Annotated in this window: 23 protein-coding genes, 1 tRNA gene and 1 pseudogene; 13 read left to right on the top strand and 12 right to left on the bottom strand. The window is 40.9% G+C overall.

The window, feature by feature from the left end; genetic code table 11:
- Positions 1-321 precede the first annotated feature (321 nt).
- The 3 genes from H6G14_RS09470 (at position 322) to H6G14_RS09460 (ending at position 5,073) form a co-directional block, all read left to right on the top strand.
- Positions 322-2,577: an ATP-binding protein gene (locus tag H6G14_RS09470; RefSeq protein WP_190567129.1), complete on the top strand. Its 2,256-nt coding sequence runs from the start codon at positions 322-324 to the stop codon at positions 2,575-2,577.
- A 97-nt stretch (positions 2,578-2,674) separates the two neighbouring features.
- Positions 2,675-3,130, top strand: coding sequence for a response regulator (locus H6G14_RS09465; protein WP_190567127.1), 456 nt, complete (start codon positions 2,675-2,677; stop codon positions 3,128-3,130).
- Between the two features lie 2 nt (positions 3,131-3,132).
- Positions 3,133-5,073, top strand: a complete 1,941-nt coding sequence (locus H6G14_RS09460) for a hybrid sensor histidine kinase/response regulator (protein ID WP_190567124.1) — start codon at positions 3,133-3,135, stop codon at positions 5,071-5,073.
- Between the two features lie 244 nt (positions 5,074-5,317).
- Here the strand turns inward: H6G14_RS09460 and H6G14_RS09455 are convergent, their stop codons facing one another.
- Together H6G14_RS09455 and hisF are read right to left on the bottom strand one after the other, a co-directional pair.
- A complete protein-coding gene (locus H6G14_RS09455; RefSeq protein WP_010997047.1) occupies positions 5,318-5,509 on the bottom strand; it encodes a hypothetical protein in 192 nt (63 codons plus the stop codon).
- Positions 5,510-5,614: 105 nt separating this feature from the next.
- Positions 5,615-6,388 carry an imidazole glycerol phosphate synthase subunit HisF gene (gene hisF, locus H6G14_RS09450; RefSeq protein ID WP_190567123.1) on the bottom strand — a complete coding sequence of 258 codons (774 nt, stop codon included), beginning with the start codon at positions 6,386-6,388 and terminating at the stop codon, positions 5,615-5,617.
- 154 nt (positions 6,389-6,542) lie between these two features.
- Between hisF and ruvB the strand changes: the two genes are divergently transcribed.
- Together ruvB and H6G14_RS09440 are read left to right on the top strand one after the other, a co-directional pair.
- Entirely contained in the window at positions 6,543-7,643 is a 1,101-nt protein-coding gene (gene ruvB, locus H6G14_RS09445) for a Holliday junction branch migration DNA helicase RuvB (RefSeq protein WP_190567121.1), read from the top strand.
- A gap of 47 nt (positions 7,644-7,690) precedes the next feature.
- Positions 7,691-8,497 carry a tetratricopeptide repeat protein gene (locus tag H6G14_RS09440; RefSeq protein WP_190567119.1) on the top strand — a complete coding sequence of 269 codons (807 nt, stop codon included), beginning with the start codon at positions 7,691-7,693 and terminating at the stop codon, positions 8,495-8,497.
- Positions 8,498-8,511: 14 nt separating this feature from the next.
- On the opposite strand, the gene H6G14_RS09435 is transcribed toward H6G14_RS09440, so the two are convergent.
- A tRNA-Val gene (locus H6G14_RS09435) sits at positions 8,512-8,585 on the bottom strand.
- 51 nt (positions 8,586-8,636) lie between these two features.
- Positions 8,637-10,133 carry a hypothetical protein gene (locus H6G14_RS09430; protein WP_190567117.1) on the bottom strand — a complete coding sequence of 499 codons (1,497 nt, stop codon included), beginning with the start codon at positions 10,131-10,133 and terminating at the stop codon, positions 8,637-8,639.
- Between the two features lie 184 nt (positions 10,134-10,317).
- Here H6G14_RS09430 and H6G14_RS09425 point away from each other — a divergent pair, with 184 nt between their 5' ends.
- Positions 10,318-11,094, top strand: coding sequence for an SDR family NAD(P)-dependent oxidoreductase (locus tag H6G14_RS09425; RefSeq protein WP_190567115.1), 777 nt, complete (start codon positions 10,318-10,320; stop codon positions 11,092-11,094).
- A gap of 167 nt (positions 11,095-11,261) precedes the next feature.
- Here H6G14_RS09425 and H6G14_RS09420 read toward each other — a convergent pair whose 3' ends face one another.
- Together H6G14_RS09420 and H6G14_RS09415 are read right to left on the bottom strand one after the other, a co-directional pair.
- Positions 11,262-12,041, bottom strand: a complete 780-nt coding sequence (locus tag H6G14_RS09420) for a photosystem II electron transport protein, Sll1252 family (protein WP_190567113.1) — start codon at positions 12,039-12,041, stop codon at positions 11,262-11,264.
- 156 nt (positions 12,042-12,197) lie between these two features.
- The gene (locus tag H6G14_RS09415) at positions 12,198-12,704 is read right to left on the bottom strand and encodes a hypothetical protein (RefSeq protein WP_190567111.1); all 507 of its coding nucleotides are present in this window, start codon (positions 12,702-12,704) and stop codon (positions 12,198-12,200) included.
- A gap of 173 nt (positions 12,705-12,877) precedes the next feature.
- Here H6G14_RS09415 and H6G14_RS09410 point away from each other — a divergent pair, with 173 nt between their 5' ends.
- The 3 genes from H6G14_RS09410 to H6G14_RS09400 all read left to right on the top strand — a co-directional run bounded on the left by H6G14_RS09410 (position 12,878) and on the right by H6G14_RS09400 (position 15,106).
- Positions 12,878-13,594, top strand: a complete 717-nt coding sequence (locus H6G14_RS09410; protein ID WP_190567108.1) for an SDR family oxidoreductase — start codon at positions 12,878-12,880, stop codon at positions 13,592-13,594.
- Positions 13,595-14,081: 487 nt separating this feature from the next.
- On the top strand, positions 14,082-14,681 hold the full coding sequence (locus H6G14_RS09405) for a tRNA isopentenyl-2-thiomethyl-A-37 hydroxylase MiaE (protein ID WP_190567107.1): 600 nt from the start codon (positions 14,082-14,084) through the stop codon (positions 14,679-14,681).
- Positions 14,682-14,698: 17 nt separating this feature from the next.
- Positions 14,699-15,106 (top strand): VOC family protein, encoded by a 408-nt coding sequence (locus H6G14_RS09400; RefSeq protein ID WP_190567105.1) that lies wholly within the window; start codon positions 14,699-14,701, stop codon positions 15,104-15,106.
- Positions 15,107-15,211: 105 nt separating this feature from the next.
- Here the strand turns inward: H6G14_RS09400 and H6G14_RS09395 are convergent, their stop codons facing one another.
- Together H6G14_RS09395 and H6G14_RS09390 are read right to left on the bottom strand one after the other, a co-directional pair.
- A complete protein-coding gene (locus H6G14_RS09395) occupies positions 15,212-15,505 on the bottom strand; it encodes a HigA family addiction module antitoxin (protein ID WP_190567103.1) in 294 nt (97 codons plus the stop codon).
- An 11-nt stretch (positions 15,506-15,516) separates the two neighbouring features.
- Positions 15,517-15,777, bottom strand: a pseudogene (locus H6G14_RS09390) (type II toxin-antitoxin system RelE/ParE family toxin); the annotation flags it as partial.
- 274 nt (positions 15,778-16,051) lie between these two features.
- Between H6G14_RS09390 and H6G14_RS09385 the strand changes: the two are divergent.
- From H6G14_RS09385 to H6G14_RS09375, 3 genes are all read left to right on the top strand, one after another.
- Entirely contained in the window at positions 16,052-16,534 is a 483-nt protein-coding gene (locus H6G14_RS09385) for a GNAT family N-acetyltransferase (RefSeq protein ID WP_190567102.1), read from the top strand.
- Between the two features lie 6 nt (positions 16,535-16,540).
- On the top strand, positions 16,541-17,230 hold the full coding sequence (locus tag H6G14_RS09380; protein WP_190567100.1) for a ComF family protein: 690 nt from the start codon (positions 16,541-16,543) through the stop codon (positions 17,228-17,230).
- A 128-nt stretch (positions 17,231-17,358) separates the two neighbouring features.
- Entirely contained in the window at positions 17,359-17,757 is a 399-nt protein-coding gene (locus tag H6G14_RS09375) for a PPC domain-containing protein (RefSeq protein ID WP_422394068.1), read from the top strand.
- 206 nt (positions 17,758-17,963) lie between these two features.
- Here H6G14_RS09375 and H6G14_RS09370 read toward each other — a convergent pair whose 3' ends face one another.
- From H6G14_RS09370 to H6G14_RS09355, 4 genes are all read right to left on the bottom strand, one after another.
- Positions 17,964-18,275, bottom strand: a complete 312-nt coding sequence (locus H6G14_RS09370) for an RNA recognition motif domain-containing protein (protein WP_190567096.1) — start codon at positions 18,273-18,275, stop codon at positions 17,964-17,966.
- A 172-nt stretch (positions 18,276-18,447) separates the two neighbouring features.
- A complete protein-coding gene (locus tag H6G14_RS09365; RefSeq protein ID WP_190567094.1) occupies positions 18,448-19,242 on the bottom strand; it encodes a carbonic anhydrase in 795 nt (264 codons plus the stop codon).
- Positions 19,243-19,270: 28 nt separating this feature from the next.
- Positions 19,271-19,639, bottom strand: coding sequence for a cyclic nucleotide-binding domain-containing protein (locus H6G14_RS09360; RefSeq protein ID WP_190567092.1), 369 nt, complete (start codon positions 19,637-19,639; stop codon positions 19,271-19,273).
- A gap of 311 nt (positions 19,640-19,950) precedes the next feature.
- A complete protein-coding gene (locus H6G14_RS09355) occupies positions 19,951-20,412 on the bottom strand; it encodes a VOC family protein (RefSeq protein ID WP_190567090.1) in 462 nt (153 codons plus the stop codon).
- A gap of 76 nt (positions 20,413-20,488) precedes the next feature.
- On the opposite strand from H6G14_RS09355, the gene H6G14_RS09350 reads away from it, so the two are divergent.
- Positions 20,489-20,962 carry a DUF4385 domain-containing protein gene (locus H6G14_RS09350; RefSeq protein ID WP_190567088.1) on the top strand — a complete coding sequence of 158 codons (474 nt, stop codon included), beginning with the start codon at positions 20,489-20,491 and terminating at the stop codon, positions 20,960-20,962.
- The last annotated feature ends 41 nt before the right edge of the window (positions 20,963-21,003 follow it).

The following is a 21,003-nucleotide window of genomic DNA, read 5'->3' as shown; positions in this document are numbered from 1 at the left end:
TGTTGTCATCGCACCTAGCTGCGAAAAAATCATATAGGATGGCGATCGCTTTATTTGATTTAATACAACTACATCTTTATTTATACTTCCACAAACAAAGTCTTACGCCTATATTTAGCATTTTGAATCGAATATAAGCCTACTCATGTATGTCAGCAAAGATAATGAGTACAGAGATGATTACTCATATCTGCACAAATTGTTATGCTGAGACAGTCAAGTATTTTTGATGGACAAGACTTCAGTATTGTTTGATGCTTCAAGAGAATTGTTACATCAAAAATCAGTCTTGCTACTGGTTGTAATCTTAAGGACTGAGAAGTGAACATCAACGATATCACTATTCCCTTTCAGGTAGACCTCAGTAACTGTAACAAAGAGCCAATTCATATTCCTGGGTTAATTCAACCTCATGGAGTACTTTTAGCATTACAAGAAGCAGACTTAACGATTCTGCAAGTTAGTGATAATACATTCAATATCTTGGGAAGACATCCCGAACAGTTACTCAATCAACATTTAAGCTGTTTACTAGAAACAGAACAAATTAGTTTATTAAAGGATTGTCTAGCACAGGAAGACTTGCAAATTATTAATCCCCTGGAATTGATTCTAAAATCAAATAATGAAAGCATGACATTCGATGTTATTGCCCATCGTTCTAATGGTTTGTTGATTTTAGAATTGGAAGCTAATTTATCAGACAAGAATTATTCATTTTTCCGATTTTATCACCTTGTAAAGCTAGCGATGCTAAAACTCCAAGGTGCAGCAAATATAACAGAAATCAGCCAGATATTAGCTCAAGAAGTCCGAAAAATTACTGGCTTTGATAGAGTGATGGTTTACCGCTTTGATGAACAGTGGAATGGTAAAGTTATTGCCGAAGTAAGACCAGAATATCTTACATCTTATTTAGGGTTACATTATCCAGCATCTGATATTCCCCAACAAGCTAGAAAACTCTATAGCCAAAACTGGCTGAGGCTAATTCCAGATGCTCAATATCAACCAGTCCCAATTATTCCTATTAATAATCCCCTTAATAATCAGCCTTTAGATTTAAGTCGCTCAATTCTTCGTAGTGTCTCCCCATTACATATTGAATATATGCAGAATATGGGAGTGACAGCTTCCATGTCGATTTCTATCATGAAAAATCAGAAGTTATGGGGACTCATTGCTTGCCATCATCAATCACCAAAATATATACCCTATGAAATACGAAGCGCCTGTGAATTTCTAGGACAAATGACTTCTGTAGAAATGAGTGCTAAGGAAGATAGTGAAGATACAGAAGATAAAATTCAAGTGAAATCTGTGCATAGCAAATTAGTCCAATATATGTCGGCGGAAAATGACTTTATTAACGCCTTAATGAATCATCAACCGAATATACTTGACCTAGTAAACGCACAAGGAGCGGCAGTTTGTTTTAACGGCAATTGTTGTACAGTCGGTCAAGTTCCTCCAATCCCAGATATGCAAATTCTTGTGGAATGGATGAGTCAAAATATACATGAGGAGATTTTTGCTACAGATTCACTAGCAACAGTTTATCCAGATGCAGAAAGGTTACGGGATGTCGCTAGCGGCTTGATAGCACTTTCTATTTCTAGAAGTCAGAAAAACTATATTTTATGGTTTCGTCCAGAGGTGGTAAGAACTGTAAATTGGGGAGGAAATCCTCATAAACCTGTAGAAGTAGTAGCAAATGGCGGAATACGTTTATCGCCTCGTAAGTCTTTTGAATTATGGAAAGAAACAGTACTTTTGAAGTCACATCCGTGGAAATCTTATGAAGTGAATGCAGCACTAGAGTTAAGGAGCGCAATTATTGGTATAGTTTTGCAAAAAGCAGATGAACTAGCACAGTTAAATATTGAACTAGAACGCAGTAATCAGGAACTAGATGCTTTTGCTTATATCGCTTCTCACGACTTGAAAGAACCACTACGGGGTATTCATAATTATTCCAACTTTTTGATGGAAGATTATGGCGAAATAATCGATGCACAAGGAAAAGAAAAGTTACTCACCCTGATTCGTCTCACCCAACGGATGGAAGATTTAATTGATTCGCTGCTGCATTTTTCTCGTTTGGGACGGGTTGATTTATCCATGCAGGACACCGACCTCAATGAAATTGTGCATCGCATTCTAGATATGTTAAGTGGGCGAATTGAGGAGACAGGGGTGGAAATTAGGATTGTACAATTACTGCCTGTAGTGTACTGCGATCGCATCCAAGTCGGTGAAGTCTTCAGTAATCTAATTGCCAACTCCATCAAATACAACGACAAAGCCAACAAATGGATTGAAATTGGCTGCATTGACAACCCACCCCTACCACCCACATTTTACGTGCGAGATAATGGTATTGGTATTCGGGAAAAACACTTTGAAACCATTTTCCGCATCTTCAAACGACTACACAGCCCTAGCAAATATGGCGGTGGTACAGGCGCAGGACTCACCATAGCCAAAAAAATTGTCGAACGACATGGCGGTAAAATTTGGGTGGATTCAACCTACGGTGAAGGTAGTACCTTCTACTTCACACTGCAAGATGGGTAGAAACATGACTAATTGAAAATTTAAAATTCACTCATAGCCTACAGCTAGGCTGCTCCAGTAAAATTCATAATTCAGAGAACTTTTCAGCACTCCCCAGATGATTGGTAGCAACACCCAACCCTTATTAGTAATTGAAGATAGTGACGAAGACTTTGAAGCTTTTCAACGAGTCATGCAACGAGAAGTGGTGTTAAATCCTGTTTTTCGTTGCACTGATGGCGAGGATGCTTTAGATTTTCTCTACCATACAGGAGCTTATCTCGACCCGGAAATGGCTCCTTGTCCCTCAATTATTTTGCTGGATTTAAATTTACCGGGAACCGATGGACGAGAAATATTAGCTCAAATTAAACAGGATCGTAACCTCAAACATATTCCTGTGATTGTCCTCACAACTTCTTGTAATCCTAAAGATATTGAAATATGTTACCGATATTGCGCCGCTAGTTATATCCTTAAGCCTATAGATATAAACCGTTTAGTTAAAACAATTCACAGTTTTTTAACTTATTGGTTAGATATTGTGATTCTTCCTGATGCTGTTAGCAATTAGTCATGGCACAACCGCTAACCATTTTAATTATTGATGATTGTGCTGAAGATCGCCAAGTTTATCGCCGCTATCTTCAGCAAGACCAAGAGCATCACTATACAATTCTAGAACAGGAATCAGGAGAGGAAGCACTGGAATTATGTCGGCAGTTGCAACCTGATGTAATTTTATTAGACTTTTTACTACCAGACCAAGATGGACTGGAATTTTTGGCTGAATTGCAACTGCTGCTGCAAGGAGCTATGCCAGCTATAGTCATGTTAACGGGTTACGGCAATGAAGCGATCGCCGTACAAGCAATGAAAAGTGGTGTTCATGACTATCTAGTGAAAGGACAAACAACAGCAGAACGTTTGCGCTCAACTCTTCACTCAGCCATCACACAAACACAATTACGCCGAGAACTGTACCGGAGTGAGCAACAGTTAAATACAAGCCAGAAATTTATTGAACGCATTGCAGAAACCACTCCGGGAATTCTATACGTTTACGACTTGATGGAAAAGCGGAATGTTTATCTTAACGGTAAGGTTGGTAATCTATTAGGTTACACTCCGCAAGAAATTCAAGGTTTAGGAAACGAATTTCTTGTCAAATTAATGCACGCTGATGATTTTGTTCGGCTTCCGCAAGTATTCCAGCAATTTGACTCAGCTAAGGATGGAGACATCATCGAACACGAGTATAGGATGCACCACGCCAACGGTGGATGGTGTTGGTTTTTTAGTCGTAATTCCGTCTTTATGAGGAACGCTGACGGTTCACCACGCCAAATAGTTGGTACAGCCTTTGATATCACTGCTCGTAAGCAAGTTGAAGAAGAACTACGCTCTAGCAATGAACGTTTTCGACTAGCCGCCGCCGCAGTTAATGCTCTCATATATGAATGGGATGTAGCAAAAGGTAGAGTTACCAGAACGGAGGGATTGACGCGGATTTTAGGCTACTCTTTGGAAGAAGCAGTCTCAACCCTGGAATGGTGGCAAGAGAAAATCCATCCTGAAGATAAAGCACTTATGCTTGAGGAATTTCAGAAGTTGCCTATCCATCAAAATCGTTATGCTTTTGAATATCGCATCCGTCACAAGAATAATCAGTATTTATATGTTTTAGATCAAGGCGTAATCACCAGAGATGAAAATGGCCAGCCAGTGCGAGTAGTCGGCAGTACAACCGATATTAGCGATCGCAAACGTGCGGAAACAGAACGCAATCGACTATTGCAATTAGAAAAATTAGCCCGTGCGGAAGCAGAAGCCGCCAACCAAACGAAAGATGAGTTTGTGGCTATGGTATCTCATGATTTGCGATCGCCACTGAATGCAATTCTCGGCTGGTCACAATTGCTACGGACTCGCCAGCTTGATGAAACCACATTTACCCGTGCTTTAGAAACCATTGAACGCAATGCTCAATCACAGTCAAAGCTCTTGGAAGACTTACTGGATATGTCTCGTGTCCTCAGAGGTAAGTTACAGTTGGAATTTTGCCAAGTGGATTTAGCTGCTATTATCGGCGTAGCAATTGAGACTGCTTATCCCTCAGCAAAAGCCAAAAATATTCATTTAAAGTCTGTGATAGATGAATCAATTCCACTGATTCCTGGTGATATCAATCGCCTGTTACAAGTTTTAGGCAATCTACTTTCAAATGCGATTAAATTCACACCTCCAGAGGGACAGATCACAGTCCAACTATCATACACAGACTCTGAAGCTCACATCACAGTTACTGATACAGGTATTGGTATTAAGTCGGAATTTTTACCCTACGTTTTTGATCGCTACCGTCAAGCGGACTGCCAACATAAACAACATGGTTTGGGTTTAGGGTTAGCGATCGCCCGTTATCTCATAGAATTACACGGCGGGGCGATTCATGTCACTAGCCCTGGTGAAGGACAAGGCACTACTTTCACTATTAAATTACTTTTGTATAAATAATATTTGTGCAGGTTGGTAATGCCTAAAGCTCCCTACTCTCCTGCTGATGGAGTAATTGGTGATTTTTTCTTTGCCAATCCCCAATTCCTCACAAGTTCCTCAAATCTAATCAATATCATAAGTATAGCTGTTGACTGTTGACAGACTTGAAAGCCTTACCTTGTCAGGGTTTTATCTGAGCTTGATGTCCTAATCTATCTGGCTATGGCTATACAATCTAATGATAATGGCTTGTGAGTACAAGTTACTTAACTTGTAACAAATAGCTCATGCAATGCCCCATGAGAAAGTAAACTACTAACATAGCCGCAGCAGCTAGCGCCACCAATGTTCCTGCCAACATGAGAGAAAATTCCTTATGCTCTACAGCTTTCTCCATGAGGTGCAGTGACCACGCCACCAAGGCTACATCAAATAATAAAATAGGAATCAACATATTTTTTAATATTTATTAATACTTGTAAAATAATCTTAACATCCTTTTCGAGAACTGTACCCGACTTGTGGTAGACGTGATGTAAATTCCATGATGTCTTTAGAACTATGTGTATAAGCGGACTGGAACTTGACAGTCGCGCAGATAATTCTTAATCTCAGCTACACTGAGTTGACCATAATGTAGCAGCGATGCCAATAAAGCAGCTTCCGCTTTCCCTTCAGTTAAGGCAGTGTATATATGTTCACAGTTACCCGCACCGCCAGAAGCAATAACTGGTATTTCTACAGACTCAGCAATTGCCCGTGTTAACTCTAGATCGTAACCAGCTTGAGTACCATCAGCATCCATACTCGTTACCAATAGTTCTCCTGCACCACGTTTTTCTACCTCTTTCGCCCATGATAAGGCATCTAAACCAGTGTTTTCTCTACCACCACGCACGTAAACATCCCAGCCGGGATTACAAGGATCTACTCTACGTCTAGCATCAATCGCTACAACGATGCACTGGTTACCAAAGCAATCGCTTGCCCGATCAATCAATTCTGGGTCACGTACTGCCGCAGAGTTAATACTAACCTTGTCTGCTCCGGCGCGTAACAAAGCTTTAACATTTTCTAAGGATTGAATACCACCCCCTACAGTCAGGGGAATAAAGACCTGCTCGGCAGTCCGATAAACAACGTCAATGATAGTATCCCGGTCTTCATGAGTAGCCGTAATATCCAGAAACACTAACTCATCAGCCCCAGCATCGTTGTAAACCTTGGCCAGTTCTACCGGATCGCCCGCATCCTTAAGATCAACAAAGTTAACTCCTTTAACTACCCGTCCCGCCTTCACATCTAAACAAGGTAAGATTCTTTTAGATAACATAATGATTTTTTTACTCCTGGGTAATTGTCCGGAATTTAAATTTTAAATTGACCTGTGTATTTTCTCACCAAAATCTTCGCCACCATTTCTACTACCAGTATTACGGCGAAGAATTAACGTAAACAGTCCTAAACTTAGAGTTGCAAGCTGAATTATGGCGATCATCTCCTCAAAAAAACAGCCCCCAGAACCAAACGGACAACCAAACAAACGCCCGGAGTCAGCACCAGCCGCCCCCAAAGAGAAGGTTTTGCAACCTGAAGCTGCTATTGATGAGCAAGGTAAGCAAGAAGAAAGTATCAGACCACAAAGATTCGCCGACTACATCGGGCAGAAAGACCTGAAAGACGTGCTGGACATTGCCATCAAAGCAGCCAAGTCGCGGGGTGAAGTTTTGGATCACTTGCTACTGTATGGCCCGCCAGGATTGGGTAAAACAACAATGGCAATGATATTAGCTTCGGAAATGGGAGTCAATTATAAAATCACTAGTGCGCCTGCTTTAGAACGTCCCAGAGATATTGTTGGGCTACTAGTGAACCTCAAACCCGGTGATATTTTATTTATCGATGAAATCCATCGACTTTCGCGGATGACCGAAGAAATTCTCTATCCGGCAATGGAAGATTACCGCTTAGATATTACCGTGGGTAAAGGTTCCAGCGCCAGGATTCGGAGTATACCTTTGTCCAAGTTTACCTTAGTGGGGGCAACAACCCGCGTAGGTGCCTTAACTTCACCACTGCGCGATCGCTTCGGCTTAATTCAAAAACTGCGCTTTTACGAAGTTGACGAACTCAGTCAAATAGTCCTGCGGAGCGCTCAGTTACTCCAAACCCAAGTTACCGACGATGGAGCCACAGAAATCGCCCGTCGTTCACGGGGGACACCACGTATCGCCAATCGCTTACTGAAACGCGTCCGCGATTATGCACAGGTAAAATCCTGTACAGAAGTTAGCCAAAATATCGCCGCCGAAGCACTACAGCTATTTCAAGTAGACCCATGCGGACTCGATTGGACAGACCGCCGAATGCTTAGTGTGATTATCGAGCAGTTTAACGGTGGCCCCGTAGGTTTAGAAACAATCGCCGCCGCTACCGGAGAAGATACTCAAACAATAGAAGAAGTATACGAACCTTACTTGATGCAAATTGGCTATCTCAGTCGGACTCCCCGTGGCCGCACAGCCACGAAAGCTGCGTATAAACACATGGGCTTCACACCACCGAATGAGCAGCTATCTTTACTGTAGTGATTAGTCAACAGCCAACAGTCAACAGTCAACAGTCAACCCAGATAATGATTAAGTTAATTAGTGTTGTTCTCAGCTTATTAGTTTTGTTTGGCTGGGGTACACCAGTCATGGCACAATCTCCACAACCATCGATTACCCAGGAACAAATAGAACAAGGGGAAGAATGGAAAAATCAGGCATTTACTGCCACAAATAAAGGTGATTTTGTCACCGCAGAAAAGTATTGGACAAAAATTATTGATAATTTCCCTACTAATGCAGGGGCTTGGAGTAATCGCGGCAATTCGCGGGTAAGTCAGAATAAGTTACAAGCAGCGCTGACAGATTTTAACAAAGCTATAGAATTAGCCCCAAATGTTACTGACCCGTATTTAAATCGGGGTACAGCATTAGAAGGCTTGGGGAAATGGTCTGAAGCGATCGCAGATTATAATCATGTCCTAGAACTCGACCCCAACGATGCAATGGGCTATAACAATCGGGGTAATGCTAAAGCAGGTTTAGGGAAATGGTCTGAAGCGATCGCTGATTACAAAAAATCCTTTGAAATTGCCCCCAACTTTGCCTTCGCCCGTGCTAACTACGCCATTGCCCTTTATGAAACTGGGCAAAAAGATGAGGCAATCCGGGAAATGCGTAATATCGTTCGTAAATACCCCAACTTCGCAGATGTCCGCGCCGCCCTAACAGCTATCTACTGGGTAAACGGACAAAAAGGTGAAGCCGAAAGCAACTGGGTTGCGGCTTATGGTTTAGATACCCGGTATAAAGATATGAACTGGGTAAAAAACATCCGTCGCTGGCCGCCTAGTATGGTGTCAGCCTTAGATAAGTTTTTGCAAATAAAATAAGATATGTTTACGAATGGACGTAACTGGATTCGAACCAGTGACCTCTACGATGTCAACGTAGCGCTCTAACCAACTGAGCTATACGTCCTCAACCACACGATTTATAACATTAACACACATTTCCTGTAAAAGCAAAGTTTTATTGTTTCAGTCGCTTCTGTGCCAAAGCCATTAGTCTTTGCCCTTCCGGGTAGGCGGTTGTTCCAGGCTTGATAGTGTTGAGCTGATTGATAATCCCTTGTATTTGACCTTGGAACTGTTGCGGGTCGGTGGGAGGGTTAGCAATCAAGCTTTGGATTTGCTCATTAGCTTGTTTCAGTGATGATTGTGACTCTGCTTCAGCTTGCAGTCGAGTTTCGATAATTCCTAAGTTGGTTTGGTAATTTGCTAATAACTTCTGCGCTTCCACATAACCTGGTTCTTCTACACGCACATTTTCTAATTGCTCAATTGCTGTTGACCACAGTTTAGCAATTTGCTTCCATTTTGTTTCTGTATGTGGTGGGTTTTGGGAGGCTTGAGCCGCAGCCAAGGCGAATTGTTTGGCTCCCTCAATTAATTTGCCACTTTTAGGATCAACAATGCCCTGAATTTTGCCTTGGTAAATTGCCAATAACTTTTGTGCTTCCAAGTATCTAGGGTTTTCTAAGGGAACTTGGTTGATGCGGTTCATGGCTTGTTGCCATAATTCCGAGGCTGTTTGTGGCTGTGTTTGCTTGATTTTTTCGGCGGCGAGATCAAATTCTTGAGCCGCGACAATGAAACTACCAATTCGAGCGTTTTCAAAATCCCGTTTGTAGGCTCTTAGCTTCGCTTTTGCGGTTTTTGCAGCTAATGTTTGTGCGGGAATTTCTTCTAACTGGTCGATTCCTGCTTGCCAAGAGGCGATCGCCTGTTCTCTATCTTTGCTATTAGTAGCTTGTTCATATTGTTTTTTCGCCAATTCTATCGCTAGTTCACCTTGACTAAGTGGTGTTAAAGCGTTCTTATCTTGAAAAACAACAGCACTAATTCGCGCTGTCCGTTGACGAGCTGTTTCAAACTCATCTAAGGTGAATCGCCAACTGCAACCAAACAAATTACAGTAAGCCTGGGGATAATATCCCAAAAACCAAACTGGTAGATTATCTAGATGTTTTTGTGCTTCTTGAACCTTTTTTGCGCCCTCCTCAATATCAAATGAACTAGTAGCTTTATTAATTAACTGGTCAGCTTGCTCTAGATTTTGAATTACTCCCCGATAGTGATAATCCATACTCATATAGCTGGGTAACAGTAGGATTGGTACTGTTCTCGCTACAGGCCAGCGAATCATGGGATAAGGTAAATTCACCACCCAGACAATCCCCGCCGAACTACCCACGAGAATTACTGTCCATTTGATTTTGGTAAAAAGTCCAGGTGCTTGATTAGCTTTTGCAGCTTGCTTGAGGACTTTCTCACTGAATTGTGGATATATGTCCAAAACTGTATCCCGTAGCTCATCTATCTGAGCAGGAGAACCTTTTTCTAAACGCAATTTCTCTAATCGTTTAATTACTATTTCCCGTTCAATCTTACTAACTTGGTCATTACCACTACATTTTTCCACTTCTGCCAACAATAACTTCCAGGCTCTTTGATTGAGGCGATACATAGAGATAAAATATAACTTATGATACTAGTATTCCCATCATCACCAAAAAAACTTAACTGGCAGAAATACAACAACGTGCCATAAGGTCAATAATCTACGGTGCTGAATTTTTACTAATGACTAATGACCGAAAAATCTATTGTTAAAATTTATAAGTAGCATAAGAAAATACTTATTATCTCAAATGCCAACTGCTTTAATTACGGGTGCTTCTGGCGGTATAGGTAAAGCCTTTGCTCAAGAATTAGCTGCACGCCAGACCAATCTTGTACTTGTAGCGCGATCGCAAGATAAGTTACATCAATTAGCTCAAGAATTACAACAGCAACACAAAATTCAAGTAGATGTAATCGCTAAAGACTTAACACAAACAGATGCAGTCGCGGATGTATTTGATATAACGAAAAGCAAAGGATTGACGATTGATTGTTTAATTAACAATGCTGGGTTCGGCGATTATGGTGACTTTGCCGAAAGCGATCGCACAAGACAAATTAAAATTGTCCAGTTAAACGTTTTAGCATTGGTAGATTTAACTCATAGATTCTTGCCCTTAATGCGTCAAAACCGTTCGGGAAGCATTATTAACGTCGCGTCTATTGCAGGCTTTCAACCGATACCTTATCTTTCAGTGTATGCCGCAAGTAAGGCTTTTATTGTCAGTTTTAGTGAAGCTTTATGGGCAGAAAATCGCCAATATGGTGTTCGTGTTTTAGTTACTTGTCCAGGGCCAACGGAAACTGACTTTTTTACCGAGGCTAATTTTCCCCAAGCTTTGGCGGAAACCACAAATAAGGTAATGAGTTCTGAAGAAGTTGTCTTGAAATCACTCAAAGCCCTGGAAAACTGGGAACCAACGGTAATTATTAGTGATACTAGTACCCAACTTAGAAGCAATGTGGCTCGACTTGTGCCACGCAAAACTTTGCTTAGTCTTTTAGCTAAACACTTTAAAGCTTAGTTGTCAGGTACTTCCAGATAAAAAAATATCCAAAATGTGGGGTGCGTCAGTGTGAATAATTTCTGAGTATAGTTAGGTTCTATCGCACTGACGCACCCTACCAAACCATCAATTTCGGCTAATTTATTTTTTGATGTTCACTTATCAGTCAACTGTCAACTGTCAACTTACATATACCTAGTCAGTTGGACACGATAACGTTCTTTTTTCGTTACGGCAATTTCTCCAACTTCTAAGCGTCCTTTACCGCGAATGGCGATTAAGTCACCCGATTTTACTTGGGAACTGGCTTGGGTGACTTCTTTCCAATTGACACGGACATCACCAGAGTCAATCAAGTCTACCATTTTACTGCGAGACATCCCAAAACCAGCCGAGGCGATCGCATCTAACCGCAAAGAAGCTTCCACTGTCGTCAATTCTTTCTTCTTTGGTTCCCGAACTTTTAACTCAGCTAGCTCAATAGGTTGGGTTTTCACAGGAACAGAACGCACCTGATTAAGATGAATTTGCAAAAATTCTGCTAACTCTGGAACAACGATGGCTTGCGCTCCCCGTTCACCCAGAACAATAATATCGCCAGTTTTCTCCCTGACAATTCCTGTTCCCAGCATTGCGCCTAAAAAATCGCGGTGAGTCGCCGAGTCAAATAGGAAATTACCAGCGATTTCTAGCACCACAAGGCTAACTTGAGATTGATCTAAGGGTAACTCAGCACGGGCGATCGCTAATCTTTGGCGTTCTGCTTGCGGATATCCACCCCAAGCCACCAACTGCACGTCTGTTAACCGACTAAAGACCCGTTGAATCTCTGCTAACTCTGGCGGAGACAAAAAATCTGTCACAACCACTTCCCAAGTCTTAATAGCTTGCTCTGCTTGATCAATTACACGAGCTACACTATCTCGATTTTCCACACCCTTTAAAAGTTCTTCTCGTGGCAACATTTTTATATAGTCAGTTGTCGGTTGTCAGTTGTCAGTTGTTATTTTCCGATACTTACCTCATCCCCAGTCCCCAGTCCAAGGAAAAAGTCAAAAGGCAAAAGTCAAAAGAAAAATATCTTTTACCTTTTTACTTTTTACTTTCTTGTCCCCAACTCCTCACACAGGACTTGTATCAGCATAACCTTGGATATTTTCTGGCTCGAACTGGCGTAATATTCGGGTTGCTTGGCGAGACAGCGTTTCCGAGCCTTGAACTACAATCAAGTATTTACCGGCATCTAAGCGATTGCGGTAAGGTAAAGCATCACCACCACCAATAATTAAGCCTACTCCTCCACCAACAAATACACTACCCATAGCACCACTAGCAGCGCCTAAAATGCCGCCTACAACGTGATTACCAATTTCACCCGCCCAGGCGAAGGTATCCAAACCAGTGATGTAGCTAAAGGTAAAACCGGCAAAAAAGCCGAATGGTACTAACCAATATGCCATTAGCTTCACTTGCTTTTTAGCTTGGAGATTGGGATCAATCAAGCCAAACTCATCAGCAGTTTTATACCCTCTACCCAAGATAGTGCTATTAATACCTTCTCGTTCTAAGGCTAAGTAAGCAGCTTCTGCTTGGATGCGATCTGGTAATACGGCTACAAGGTAATTCATTGATAGAAAAATTTGTCTGATAAAAATTTTGCCCTAATTAACAGGGTATCAGTCATTGTTCCATCAATGCAGGCAATGAGGAGATGAGGGAGGGGAGCAGGGCAGGTTTGACAAGTGTAGGTTTTTTACAACAGTGTGAGTAGTTATTCACTATCGACAGAAAATAAAAAACAATGAATACAACCAAAAAAATCGCTGTAATTACTGGTGGAAACCGTGGTTTGGGTTTTGAAGCCTCCCGCCAATTGGCTAAAAAGGGATATCAGGTAGTTCTCACTAGTCGGGATGAAGCTAAAGGAAAAGCTGCGGCTGAAAAATTACAAGCTGAGGGTTTAGATGTGATTGCTTATCCTCTTGATGTCACAAGTGAGAAAAGTAGTCAGCAGTTAGCTACATTTATCTGTGATGAGTTTGGCAAAGTCGATATTTTAATTAACAATGCAGCCATATATATTGATTCTCAAACTGGTAATAACAGCATTTTTCACACAAAAATAGAGACTTTACAGCAAACAATAGATACAAATGTTTATGGAATTTTACGAGTAACTCAGGCATTAATACCCTTAATGCAAAAACAAAACTATGGTCGAATTGTCAATGTTTCTTCCGGTGCTGGACAGTTAACTGATATGGGTTCAGGTATACCCGCATATCGCATTTCCAAAACAGCCTTAAATGCACTGACGCGAATTTTTGCCAGTGAATTAAAAGGGACGAATATTCTAGTTAATTCTGTTTGTCCTGGTTGGGTGAAAACTGATATGGGTGGGCAAGATGCACCACGAACCCCTGAAGAAGGAGTTGATACAATCGTCTGGCTGGCAACTCTTCCTGATGGTGGTGCGTCTGGTGGTTTCTTCCGCGATCGCCAACAAATAGATTGGTAATAAAATATTAGGAATTAAATATGATTATTAAATATATTTAAGTATTTCTAGGTTGTCCAATGCCGATAACTTTATCTATTGGCATGATTGATAGATCCCATAAATCCCCGATTATCTGTAAGTCTTAATACAGTGGGGATCATGCTTCTGAGAGACTCTAAAAACTAAATGAAAATGTGTGTCTTGATACAATACTTTTAAGATGACTGTTATATGCTTTCTAAGCCCTTTACTTTTACCCTAATTGCGGAATTTTCCGCTTAATCAACACCAGAGTGTTGGGAATTATGACTAACTAAGTGCAGTTTGAGCTATTAACAGCAAGGATTGTGAAGTGAGTTAGGTCTTTTCCTCCGCCCTGGTGATTTATTTATTTGGGCTGGAGAGAAAATATAACAGCACTTTTTTGACGCAGATAAACGAAAAGCTAGCCACTCACATTACAATCAATGTGCTGGAGTTACAATTTTGATAGTTTTCTCGTCCTGTGCTTACCTCCGTGTTACCAAAAATCAATGTACTAAAGCAACCTACCAGTGAAGCTTGGATAGAACAAGCGATCGCTAACTTAGATATCATCTTGCTTGACCACTCCCACTGCGAACGCAAAGCGGCGGGTGTAGCCTTAAATTTTATGTTTCGCTATCCATCTAATACCAAAATGGTCAGGGAATTAACAGCGATCGCCCGTGAAGAATTAGAACATTTTGAACTGGTAAATCAGTGGCTAGAACGCCGCAATATACCCCTAGCACCCTTACCCCCGCCTCCCTATGGCGCTGGCTTAAAAGCGGCTGCACGTACCAACGAACCAGAACGCTTTTTAGATTCCTTACTCGTGACTGGTTTAATCGAAGCAAGAAGTCACGAACGCTTAGGCTTATTAGCTACACACTGTCCCGAACCAGAACTAGCCAAGTTTTATAAAGGTTTGATGGCATCTGAGGCACGACACTTTGGTACATATTGGGTTTTAGCGGATACTTACTTTGACCGGGAAATTGTTAGTCAAAGGCTCGATGAATTAGCTATTGTTGAAAGTGAGTTACTAGAAAATTTACACCCAGAACCTAGAATTCATAGTTAGTATAATCACTCATAAATATGCAGATACAGTTAACACATATCAGGTTGCTTGTCTCCAACTACAGAGATTGTTTTTTGTTCTATCGGGATGCACTCGGATTTTTCATCGATTGGGGCGATGAAAATAGTGGTTATGCTGAGTTACATACCGGCGACTATATCAAGTTAGCTTTGTTCAGAAAAGAATTAATGGCGGAAGCCGTTCCCAGCGCTTATCAACCTTCAGCAATTGAATGTCAGAACAAAGTAGCTTTGGTTTTCGCTGTAGATAACGTAGATGAGTTTTATTATCATCTCAAAGACCACAACGCCATCATTGTGACTCAGCCTCTGAACCGTCCAGAATGGGGTTTAAGAACAGCACATTTCCGAGATCCTGATGGTAATTTAATTGAAATTTTTAGCAATATGAGTAATGTTAATTAACATTATTAATTAAAGAGTGGTAATGGGTAATTGGTAGTTGCTAATCATGTCTGATTAAGAACTGCCGCTTATCCATTTACCAAATTTTAAGACTCTATAATCAATTCAAGATACTAAGATACGAGGACAAATAGTTTCTTGTATTTCCTTACCTAATGTTTGTTCAGCTAACCTTAGCTCATAATTCTTTTGAAGATTTAACCAGAATTCTCCACCAGTTCCAAAATATTGTCCTAATCGCAAAGCTGTATCGGCTGTTATCCCTCGTCTGCCATTAATGATTTCAGTAATTCTGTTTTTGGGAACATGGAGAACACGCGCTAAATCACTTGCAGTCATAGCGAGTTCAGTAATTTCGTCAGCAAGAATTTCTCCGGGGTGGATTGGTGGGCGTGCCATTTATCTCTCCTTCAGTGATAATCTGTAATCTCTATGTTGAAGGGCTTAAGAAAATCATCAGGCCAGTTAAAACAAATTCTCCACTGCTCATTAATTCGGATACTGTACTGACCTTTTCTATCGCCTCCTAATGACTCAAAACGATTACTTGGTAGTTGTATTAGCGCTTCCTTGTTAGGGGCTGCATCTATAATATCTAATCGCTTTTGTGCTTGTCTCTCAAAAGATTGAAACTCTTTAACCCTTTCTCCTAAAGCAAATTTCTCCGTTCTTTTATCTTTATATTTAGGGTATTAATCTGATGGAGACATACTTAAATGGTCATGGAATCGTAGTTATGCGTTACGTAACCCATAAAAATATTAGCACAAAAAATTAATCCGATCGCCTCTATCGTCATAATCTCAAGAACTCTTGTGTTGCATAGATAAAATCCGTGCGCTGCAAGCTTTACCTGAGTTAAAATCAACAGGAGAAGCTATATGCTGGGTAAATTGGGAATAGATCCAGAAGACTTTTCTGTAAAAACCTGACCCACAAACGGTAATGAACAGCTACTATCAAGACTTCTTAATTCGTAACTGGCAAAAAGGCGATCGCACTAAAGCCGCCGCAGTCATCAGTTACGTATTATCAGAATACGGTTTAGGTTGGGAACCCAAAGGTGCAGACCGCGATGTGTTGCAAGTAGAAGAATGTTACTTAGCAACCGGAGGCGAGTTTTGGGTAATTGAACACCAAAGCCAAATAGTAGGTACTGGGGCATATTACCCTGTAAATCGCGGGGAAAAGGCTGTAGAAATCAGGAAAATGTATCTTTTACCCAGTGTTAGGGGTTTAGGATTGGGGAAATATTTGTTACAACAGTTAGAAGCAGCGATCGCCTCTCGTGGTTTTCAAGAAATTTGGATTGAAACAGCCAGCGTTTTGGTAGAAGCAGTCAAGCTATATGAAAATCACGGCTACCAACCAGCCACGGAAGTGGAAACAGCGCGGTGCGATCGCGTTTATGTCAAATTCCTCAAGTAGCTTTAAATGCCAACATGGAGTCGCCACTTTCAAGGTCTGCTTGACCTGTTTTTGCAATCTAACTGTCCTCTGTGTCAAAGACCTACATCTACTGAATTGTGTCCTAACTGTACCAGACAGTTACAAAAATGCCGTCACACACACCCTGATGCGTTGTGGAAACAGCCAATACCGGTATTTAGCTGGGGTTTGTATGGTGGTACGCTCAAACGAGCGATCGCACTGATGAAGTACGACAATCAACCCGAAATTGCCCGTCTTTTGGGACAATGGCTAGGAGAAACTTGGTTGTTACATTCTCTTCATCAAACAACACAAATTGTAGTTGTACCAATCCCACTCCACCCCAGTAAGCAAAAACAAAGAGGATACAATCAAGCAGCCTTAATTGCCCAAAGCTTTTGCCAAACAACTGGATTAAAATTGAAACTAAATGGTTTGGCGAGAGTGCGCGAGACAACAGCGCAGTTTGGTTTATCAGTCTCTGAACGAGAAAACAACTTGGCTGAAGCTTTTGCAATTGGTCAAGATTTTCGTCATAGCTGCCCAAAAGCCCCAGTATTGTTAATAGATGATATTTACACCACTGGTGCTACTGTTAAATCTGCCGTGCAGATACTGCGTCAAAATGAAATCACTGTCTTGGGGTTAGCAGCTACAGCCAGTGCTGCAAAAGATAGATACATCAAAAATTAATGGCAAGCTATCTCTGGGAAATCTATAATTAACCAAACCACCCAATTGTTGTGGGAACATCACTTACAATGATCAGTAAATTTCTGACTAAAAATTTCACAAGAATAAATATATTTCCCGCTACCTTAATGGTAATTGCCATCAGTACAACAGCAGCATTTGCTCAGAGTAAGTTGTACAGTCCTATCCTGTTGACTGATTTTAAAGAACTTTCTGATGCACTTTCAGATAAAGACATTCCCACTGGTCAGGGTGGATTTGCCCGTGACTATGCGGTGAAGCTGAATAAGGGGGATAATCTAGCAGTTGATTTATCTTCAGAAAGTTTTGACAGTATCATCACACTACTTGCACCCGATGGCTCAACGCTAGCAGAAAATGATGATGGCCCCGATGGCACTAGTAATTCTCTACTGTTTACCCGCATCAATGAAACAGGGACTTTTATTATTCGTGTTCGGTCTTTTGGCGAAACTGGGGTTGGGCCTTTTAAACTCAAGGTGACCAAGTTACAACCAATGAAATAAATAGCAAAATCATACTAATTTGTAATTCAGAAAGATTGGTATGAGGTGTTAATTGCAGATGTTACATCAAAAAGGCTCAAGCATTCTTGCTTGAGCCGATATTAGTAATAAGTTCTGTTCAAAAGGAGCATTAAAATTTTAGGGGGTTAGGAGGTAGAAATAACTACTTCTTCATTCCCGGTTCTCCAGTTCAAATCTATATTTTCTTAATAGCGGTTACGGAAGTTGTTGTTGCTGCGATTGCCGCCAAAGGAACCCCTAGAACCGCCTCTGTCTTCTCTGGGTTTAGCCTTATTTACTTTAAGGTCACGTCCCATCCACTCAGCACCGTCAAGCGCTTCAATTGCTGCTGTTTCTTCTGCATCACTACTCATTTCCACGAAGCCAAAGCCGCGTACACGGCCGGTTTCACGGTCTACAGGTAGCTGAACCCGCTTTACAGAACCATATTCTGCAAATACGGCGTTCAAGCTTTCTTCTGTAACGTCGTAAGAAAGATTACCAACATAAATAGACATATTATTGTCTCCAAAATCAGAAGTGTCTAGGGATTGAGATTTCGGAGAAATGTCTGTAAATACCAAAAGGGAAAAGCCTGTCAATACTCAAAACAAACGCGGTCGCCGAATAAATTCTCATCTCCTAGTATGACATAGCAACACAAAATCAGGGAAAGTTGGCAGAAAAATTTTAAATAGCTTCGATAACTAGGCGATCGTTGAGAGATTGGATCGGACGTGCATTTTCAGGAAACATTTGACTAAACTGAGCTATCTGTGCAGGAGAGGCTTCGATAGGAGTTGCCATCACGCACCAGAGAACATTTTCTGAACAGGGTGGGGTTGTCAGAGAGCCAGAATAAGTAAAAAATCTGCGTTGTGCTGGGAGAAATTGGGAAACATCTATATTTATATCCGCTATTTGCTTTTCTGTTCCTTGCTTTTGAGGTATGGCATCCCAGATAATTTGCAGCGTGGGGTTAAATGCTCCTGCTTGCAAGAAAATACCCATAACGGCTAAGTCACCAGATTTACTCCGGTGAACTAAATGGAGTTCCATATCATATAATTTTCCATCAACTCGGTGTTCGCTGAAGTGATGAAAGTGGAACTGAAGTAGCTCAAATTTTTGGTGAGCATACTTAAGATAACTGCCTGGTGGATAGTTGACTTGGACGGTTTTACCGTTGTTTATTAGGTGTAATGCCGTTGGCTGATAATTGAAGACTAACAAATCTTGACTGCTGCTGTGGACATCTTTCACATTTGCAATCTGCAAATCAATCGGCGTTTGTTTTCTGCCTATTTGGCAGAGTGCAAAGTCAGGGGAAAGCTCACCCCAATGCTCTGGGCCTACTTTACCGATATATCCCCAGTTTACCGTTGTTGCCCTAGCTGGAGATGTGACACAACTGGAAAATGAGGTTCCTAAGACACTCATACCCAATAATTTCAGTAGTTGCCTTCGATGTAAAGTACTACTCATTTTCCTGCGGTTGAAACATACTGTGATATTAAACTAAACGTTGCAAGCGACTGAGACGTTCTGAATAATTTCTCAGGACATTGAGTGCAAACATTGGTGTTTCTTGGACAGCGAATAAGAATCTTTTCTCATCTAAGTAAGCTAGTTGACAATCAGTTTGAGCGATCGCTGTATAATTCCGATGATTCACTCCTACTAATATACCTGTACCAAATATCTCCCCAGCCTCTATTGTTTCTACAACCTTACTATTGATCAATAAATCAACAGTTCCTTCTACAATACCGTACATATAATCACCAACTTGTCCTTCTTCAAAGATGACCTGACCTGCTGAAAACACTTGAGGATTCGGCTGCTTTTGAAAGATGGCGATCGTCAAAACAGGACTTAACATAAGCACAAACCTAGATTTTTTAGTTTTAGCTCCAGCCTTTGGACAGGCAATATCAGAGCAGGAAAAATTATACTACTTTCCGTTGAGACATCAGCCCCAAAATATGTTTATTAGTATCTAAATTCAATATTTATGCTGTATAAAAATTGATAAGTACTGAAAAAGGTTTGTGGCAATTTGGCAGTCAAAAGACTTTAAACGCTGTTATTTTTTATATATGCAAGGAGTGTAGCAGAAGTTAGCCCAATCTAACAGTTAGGCTGACTTCTGCGCCTTTACTAACATTAATCAACTAGAAATTTTAATATTTTTTATTGTGGGTCGCAGCGAATTTCAATCATGAAGCCGTCGGGGTCGTAGAAGTAAACGCCTCTACCAGTAGGACGAGTGACGGGGCCATGAGCGATCGCAATTTGATTTTCTCGCACAACTGCCACCGCTTGCTCAAATAACCCAGGATCAATATCAAATGCTAGATGGTAGGCTCTAGTAAAACTTTGTTCTGGGTCTGGGTTTGGTGGTGTTAAGTCAGGTGTCCAAAATAAGTCTAGAATTGTACCGTCGGGGGTAGCGAAGTTAGCAACTTTTCCACTGGCGACAAGTTCCACCAAAGTGGCTGGTACCTCATCGCCTGTAAGTTCATGTAATCCCAGGATAGTACCGTAAAAATAGCGAGAAGCCTGCATATCTTTAACATTCAGGGCAATGTGATGCACTCTACGCAGATTACCCGGTGAAAGTACACTGTTTAGGGATTGAGGAGTAGTTACCATAGCAGCAGAAATTTCCCTACATAGATGGAAGTGTAACTATATTTTGAGAGTTTATTATCCATGATAAAAAACAATCATGGCTTTTGATTATTCTTTAGACTATAAAAATCTCGACTTTCGCCAACATCCTGAACTCTATCGAGTTGGCAAAGGTGAACAGGGTGTACTTTTAGTTGAGCCATATAAATCAGAAATTCTTCCCTACTGGCGATTTAAAACACCTGATATTGCTAGGGAATCGAGTGAAAAAATCTACGCAATTTTTATTGATTATCTAGACGCAGATGATTTTGTTGGTGCGGATATGGCTAGGAAGTTCTTGCAAATGGGATATACGCGATCGCGTCGTTATGCTAATCATAAAAGTGGGAGGAAATATAAGCAAAATTCAGAAAACACGCATGATAAAAAAGAAATTTTACCCTACGATGTAGACCCTATTAAAGCTGAGTCCGCAGCAATATTTAAAACTAAGTGGCTAGCAGCAAAAACAAATGAGAAATATATCCAGCTTTTAGCCAAACATAAACAAATATACGAAATAACTTAGTTTTTTCTATTGATAAGTAAGAGAATTATAACCTCTGTATT

This window comes from Nostoc parmelioides FACHB-3921, from assembly GCF_014696625.1.
In the GTDB taxonomy this organism is placed as follows: domain Bacteria; phylum Cyanobacteriota; class Cyanobacteriia; order Cyanobacteriales; family Nostocaceae; genus Trichormus; species Trichormus parmelioides.
Note: the sequence above shows the minus strand (reverse complement) of the source record. Positions and strands in the feature narration are given on the sequence as shown.

Excerpts from the sequence above, each read along its gene's own strand:
- H6G14_RS09465 (WP_190567127.1), top strand. The coding sequence starts at position 2,675 with ATGATTGGTAGCAACACCCAACCCTTATTAGTAATTGAAGATAGTGAC.
- H6G14_RS09460 (WP_190567124.1), top strand. The coding sequence starts at position 3,133 with ATGGCACAACCGCTAACCATTTTAATTATTGATGATTGTGCTGAAGAT.
- H6G14_RS09455 (WP_010997047.1), bottom strand. The coding sequence starts at position 5,509 with ATGTTGATTCCTATTTTATTATTTGATGTAGCCTTGGTGGCGTGGTCA.
- hisF (WP_190567123.1), bottom strand. The coding sequence starts at position 6,388 with ATGTTATCTAAAAGAATCTTACCTTGTTTAGATGTGAAGGCGGGACGG.
- ruvB (WP_190567121.1), top strand. The coding sequence starts at position 6,543 with ATGGCGATCATCTCCTCAAAAAAACAGCCCCCAGAACCAAACGGACAA.
- H6G14_RS09440 (WP_190567119.1), top strand. The coding sequence starts at position 7,691 with ATGATTAAGTTAATTAGTGTTGTTCTCAGCTTATTAGTTTTGTTTGGC.
- H6G14_RS09430 (WP_190567117.1), bottom strand. The coding sequence starts at position 10,133 with ATGTATCGCCTCAATCAAAGAGCCTGGAAGTTATTGTTGGCAGAAGTG.
- H6G14_RS09425 (WP_190567115.1), top strand. The coding sequence starts at position 10,318 with ATGCCAACTGCTTTAATTACGGGTGCTTCTGGCGGTATAGGTAAAGCC.
- H6G14_RS09420 (WP_190567113.1), bottom strand. The coding sequence starts at position 12,041 with ATGTTGCCACGAGAAGAACTTTTAAAGGGTGTGGAAAATCGAGATAGT.
- H6G14_RS09415 (WP_190567111.1), bottom strand. The coding sequence starts at position 12,704 with ATGAATTACCTTGTAGCCGTATTACCAGATCGCATCCAAGCAGAAGCT.
- H6G14_RS09410 (WP_190567108.1), top strand. The coding sequence starts at position 12,878 with ATGAATACAACCAAAAAAATCGCTGTAATTACTGGTGGAAACCGTGGT.
- H6G14_RS09400 (WP_190567105.1), top strand. The coding sequence starts at position 14,699 with ATGCAGATACAGTTAACACATATCAGGTTGCTTGTCTCCAACTACAGA.
- H6G14_RS09395 (WP_190567103.1), bottom strand. The coding sequence starts at position 15,505 with ATGGCACGCCCACCAATCCACCCCGGAGAAATTCTTGCTGACGAAATT.
- H6G14_RS09385 (WP_190567102.1), top strand. The coding sequence starts at position 16,052 with ATGAACAGCTACTATCAAGACTTCTTAATTCGTAACTGGCAAAAAGGC.
- H6G14_RS09380 (WP_190567100.1), top strand. The coding sequence starts at position 16,541 with ATGCCAACATGGAGTCGCCACTTTCAAGGTCTGCTTGACCTGTTTTTG.
- H6G14_RS09375 (WP_422394068.1), top strand. The coding sequence starts at position 17,359 with ATGGTAATTGCCATCAGTACAACAGCAGCATTTGCTCAGAGTAAGTTG.
- H6G14_RS09370 (WP_190567096.1), bottom strand. The coding sequence starts at position 18,275 with ATGTCTATTTATGTTGGTAATCTTTCTTACGACGTTACAGAAGAAAGC.
- H6G14_RS09365 (WP_190567094.1), bottom strand. The coding sequence starts at position 19,242 with ATGAGTAGTACTTTACATCGAAGGCAACTACTGAAATTATTGGGTATG.
- H6G14_RS09360 (WP_190567092.1), bottom strand. The coding sequence starts at position 19,639 with ATGTTAAGTCCTGTTTTGACGATCGCCATCTTTCAAAAGCAGCCGAAT.
- H6G14_RS09355 (WP_190567090.1), bottom strand. The coding sequence starts at position 20,412 with ATGGTAACTACTCCTCAATCCCTAAACAGTGTACTTTCACCGGGTAAT.
- H6G14_RS09350 (WP_190567088.1), top strand. The coding sequence starts at position 20,489 with ATGGCTTTTGATTATTCTTTAGACTATAAAAATCTCGACTTTCGCCAA.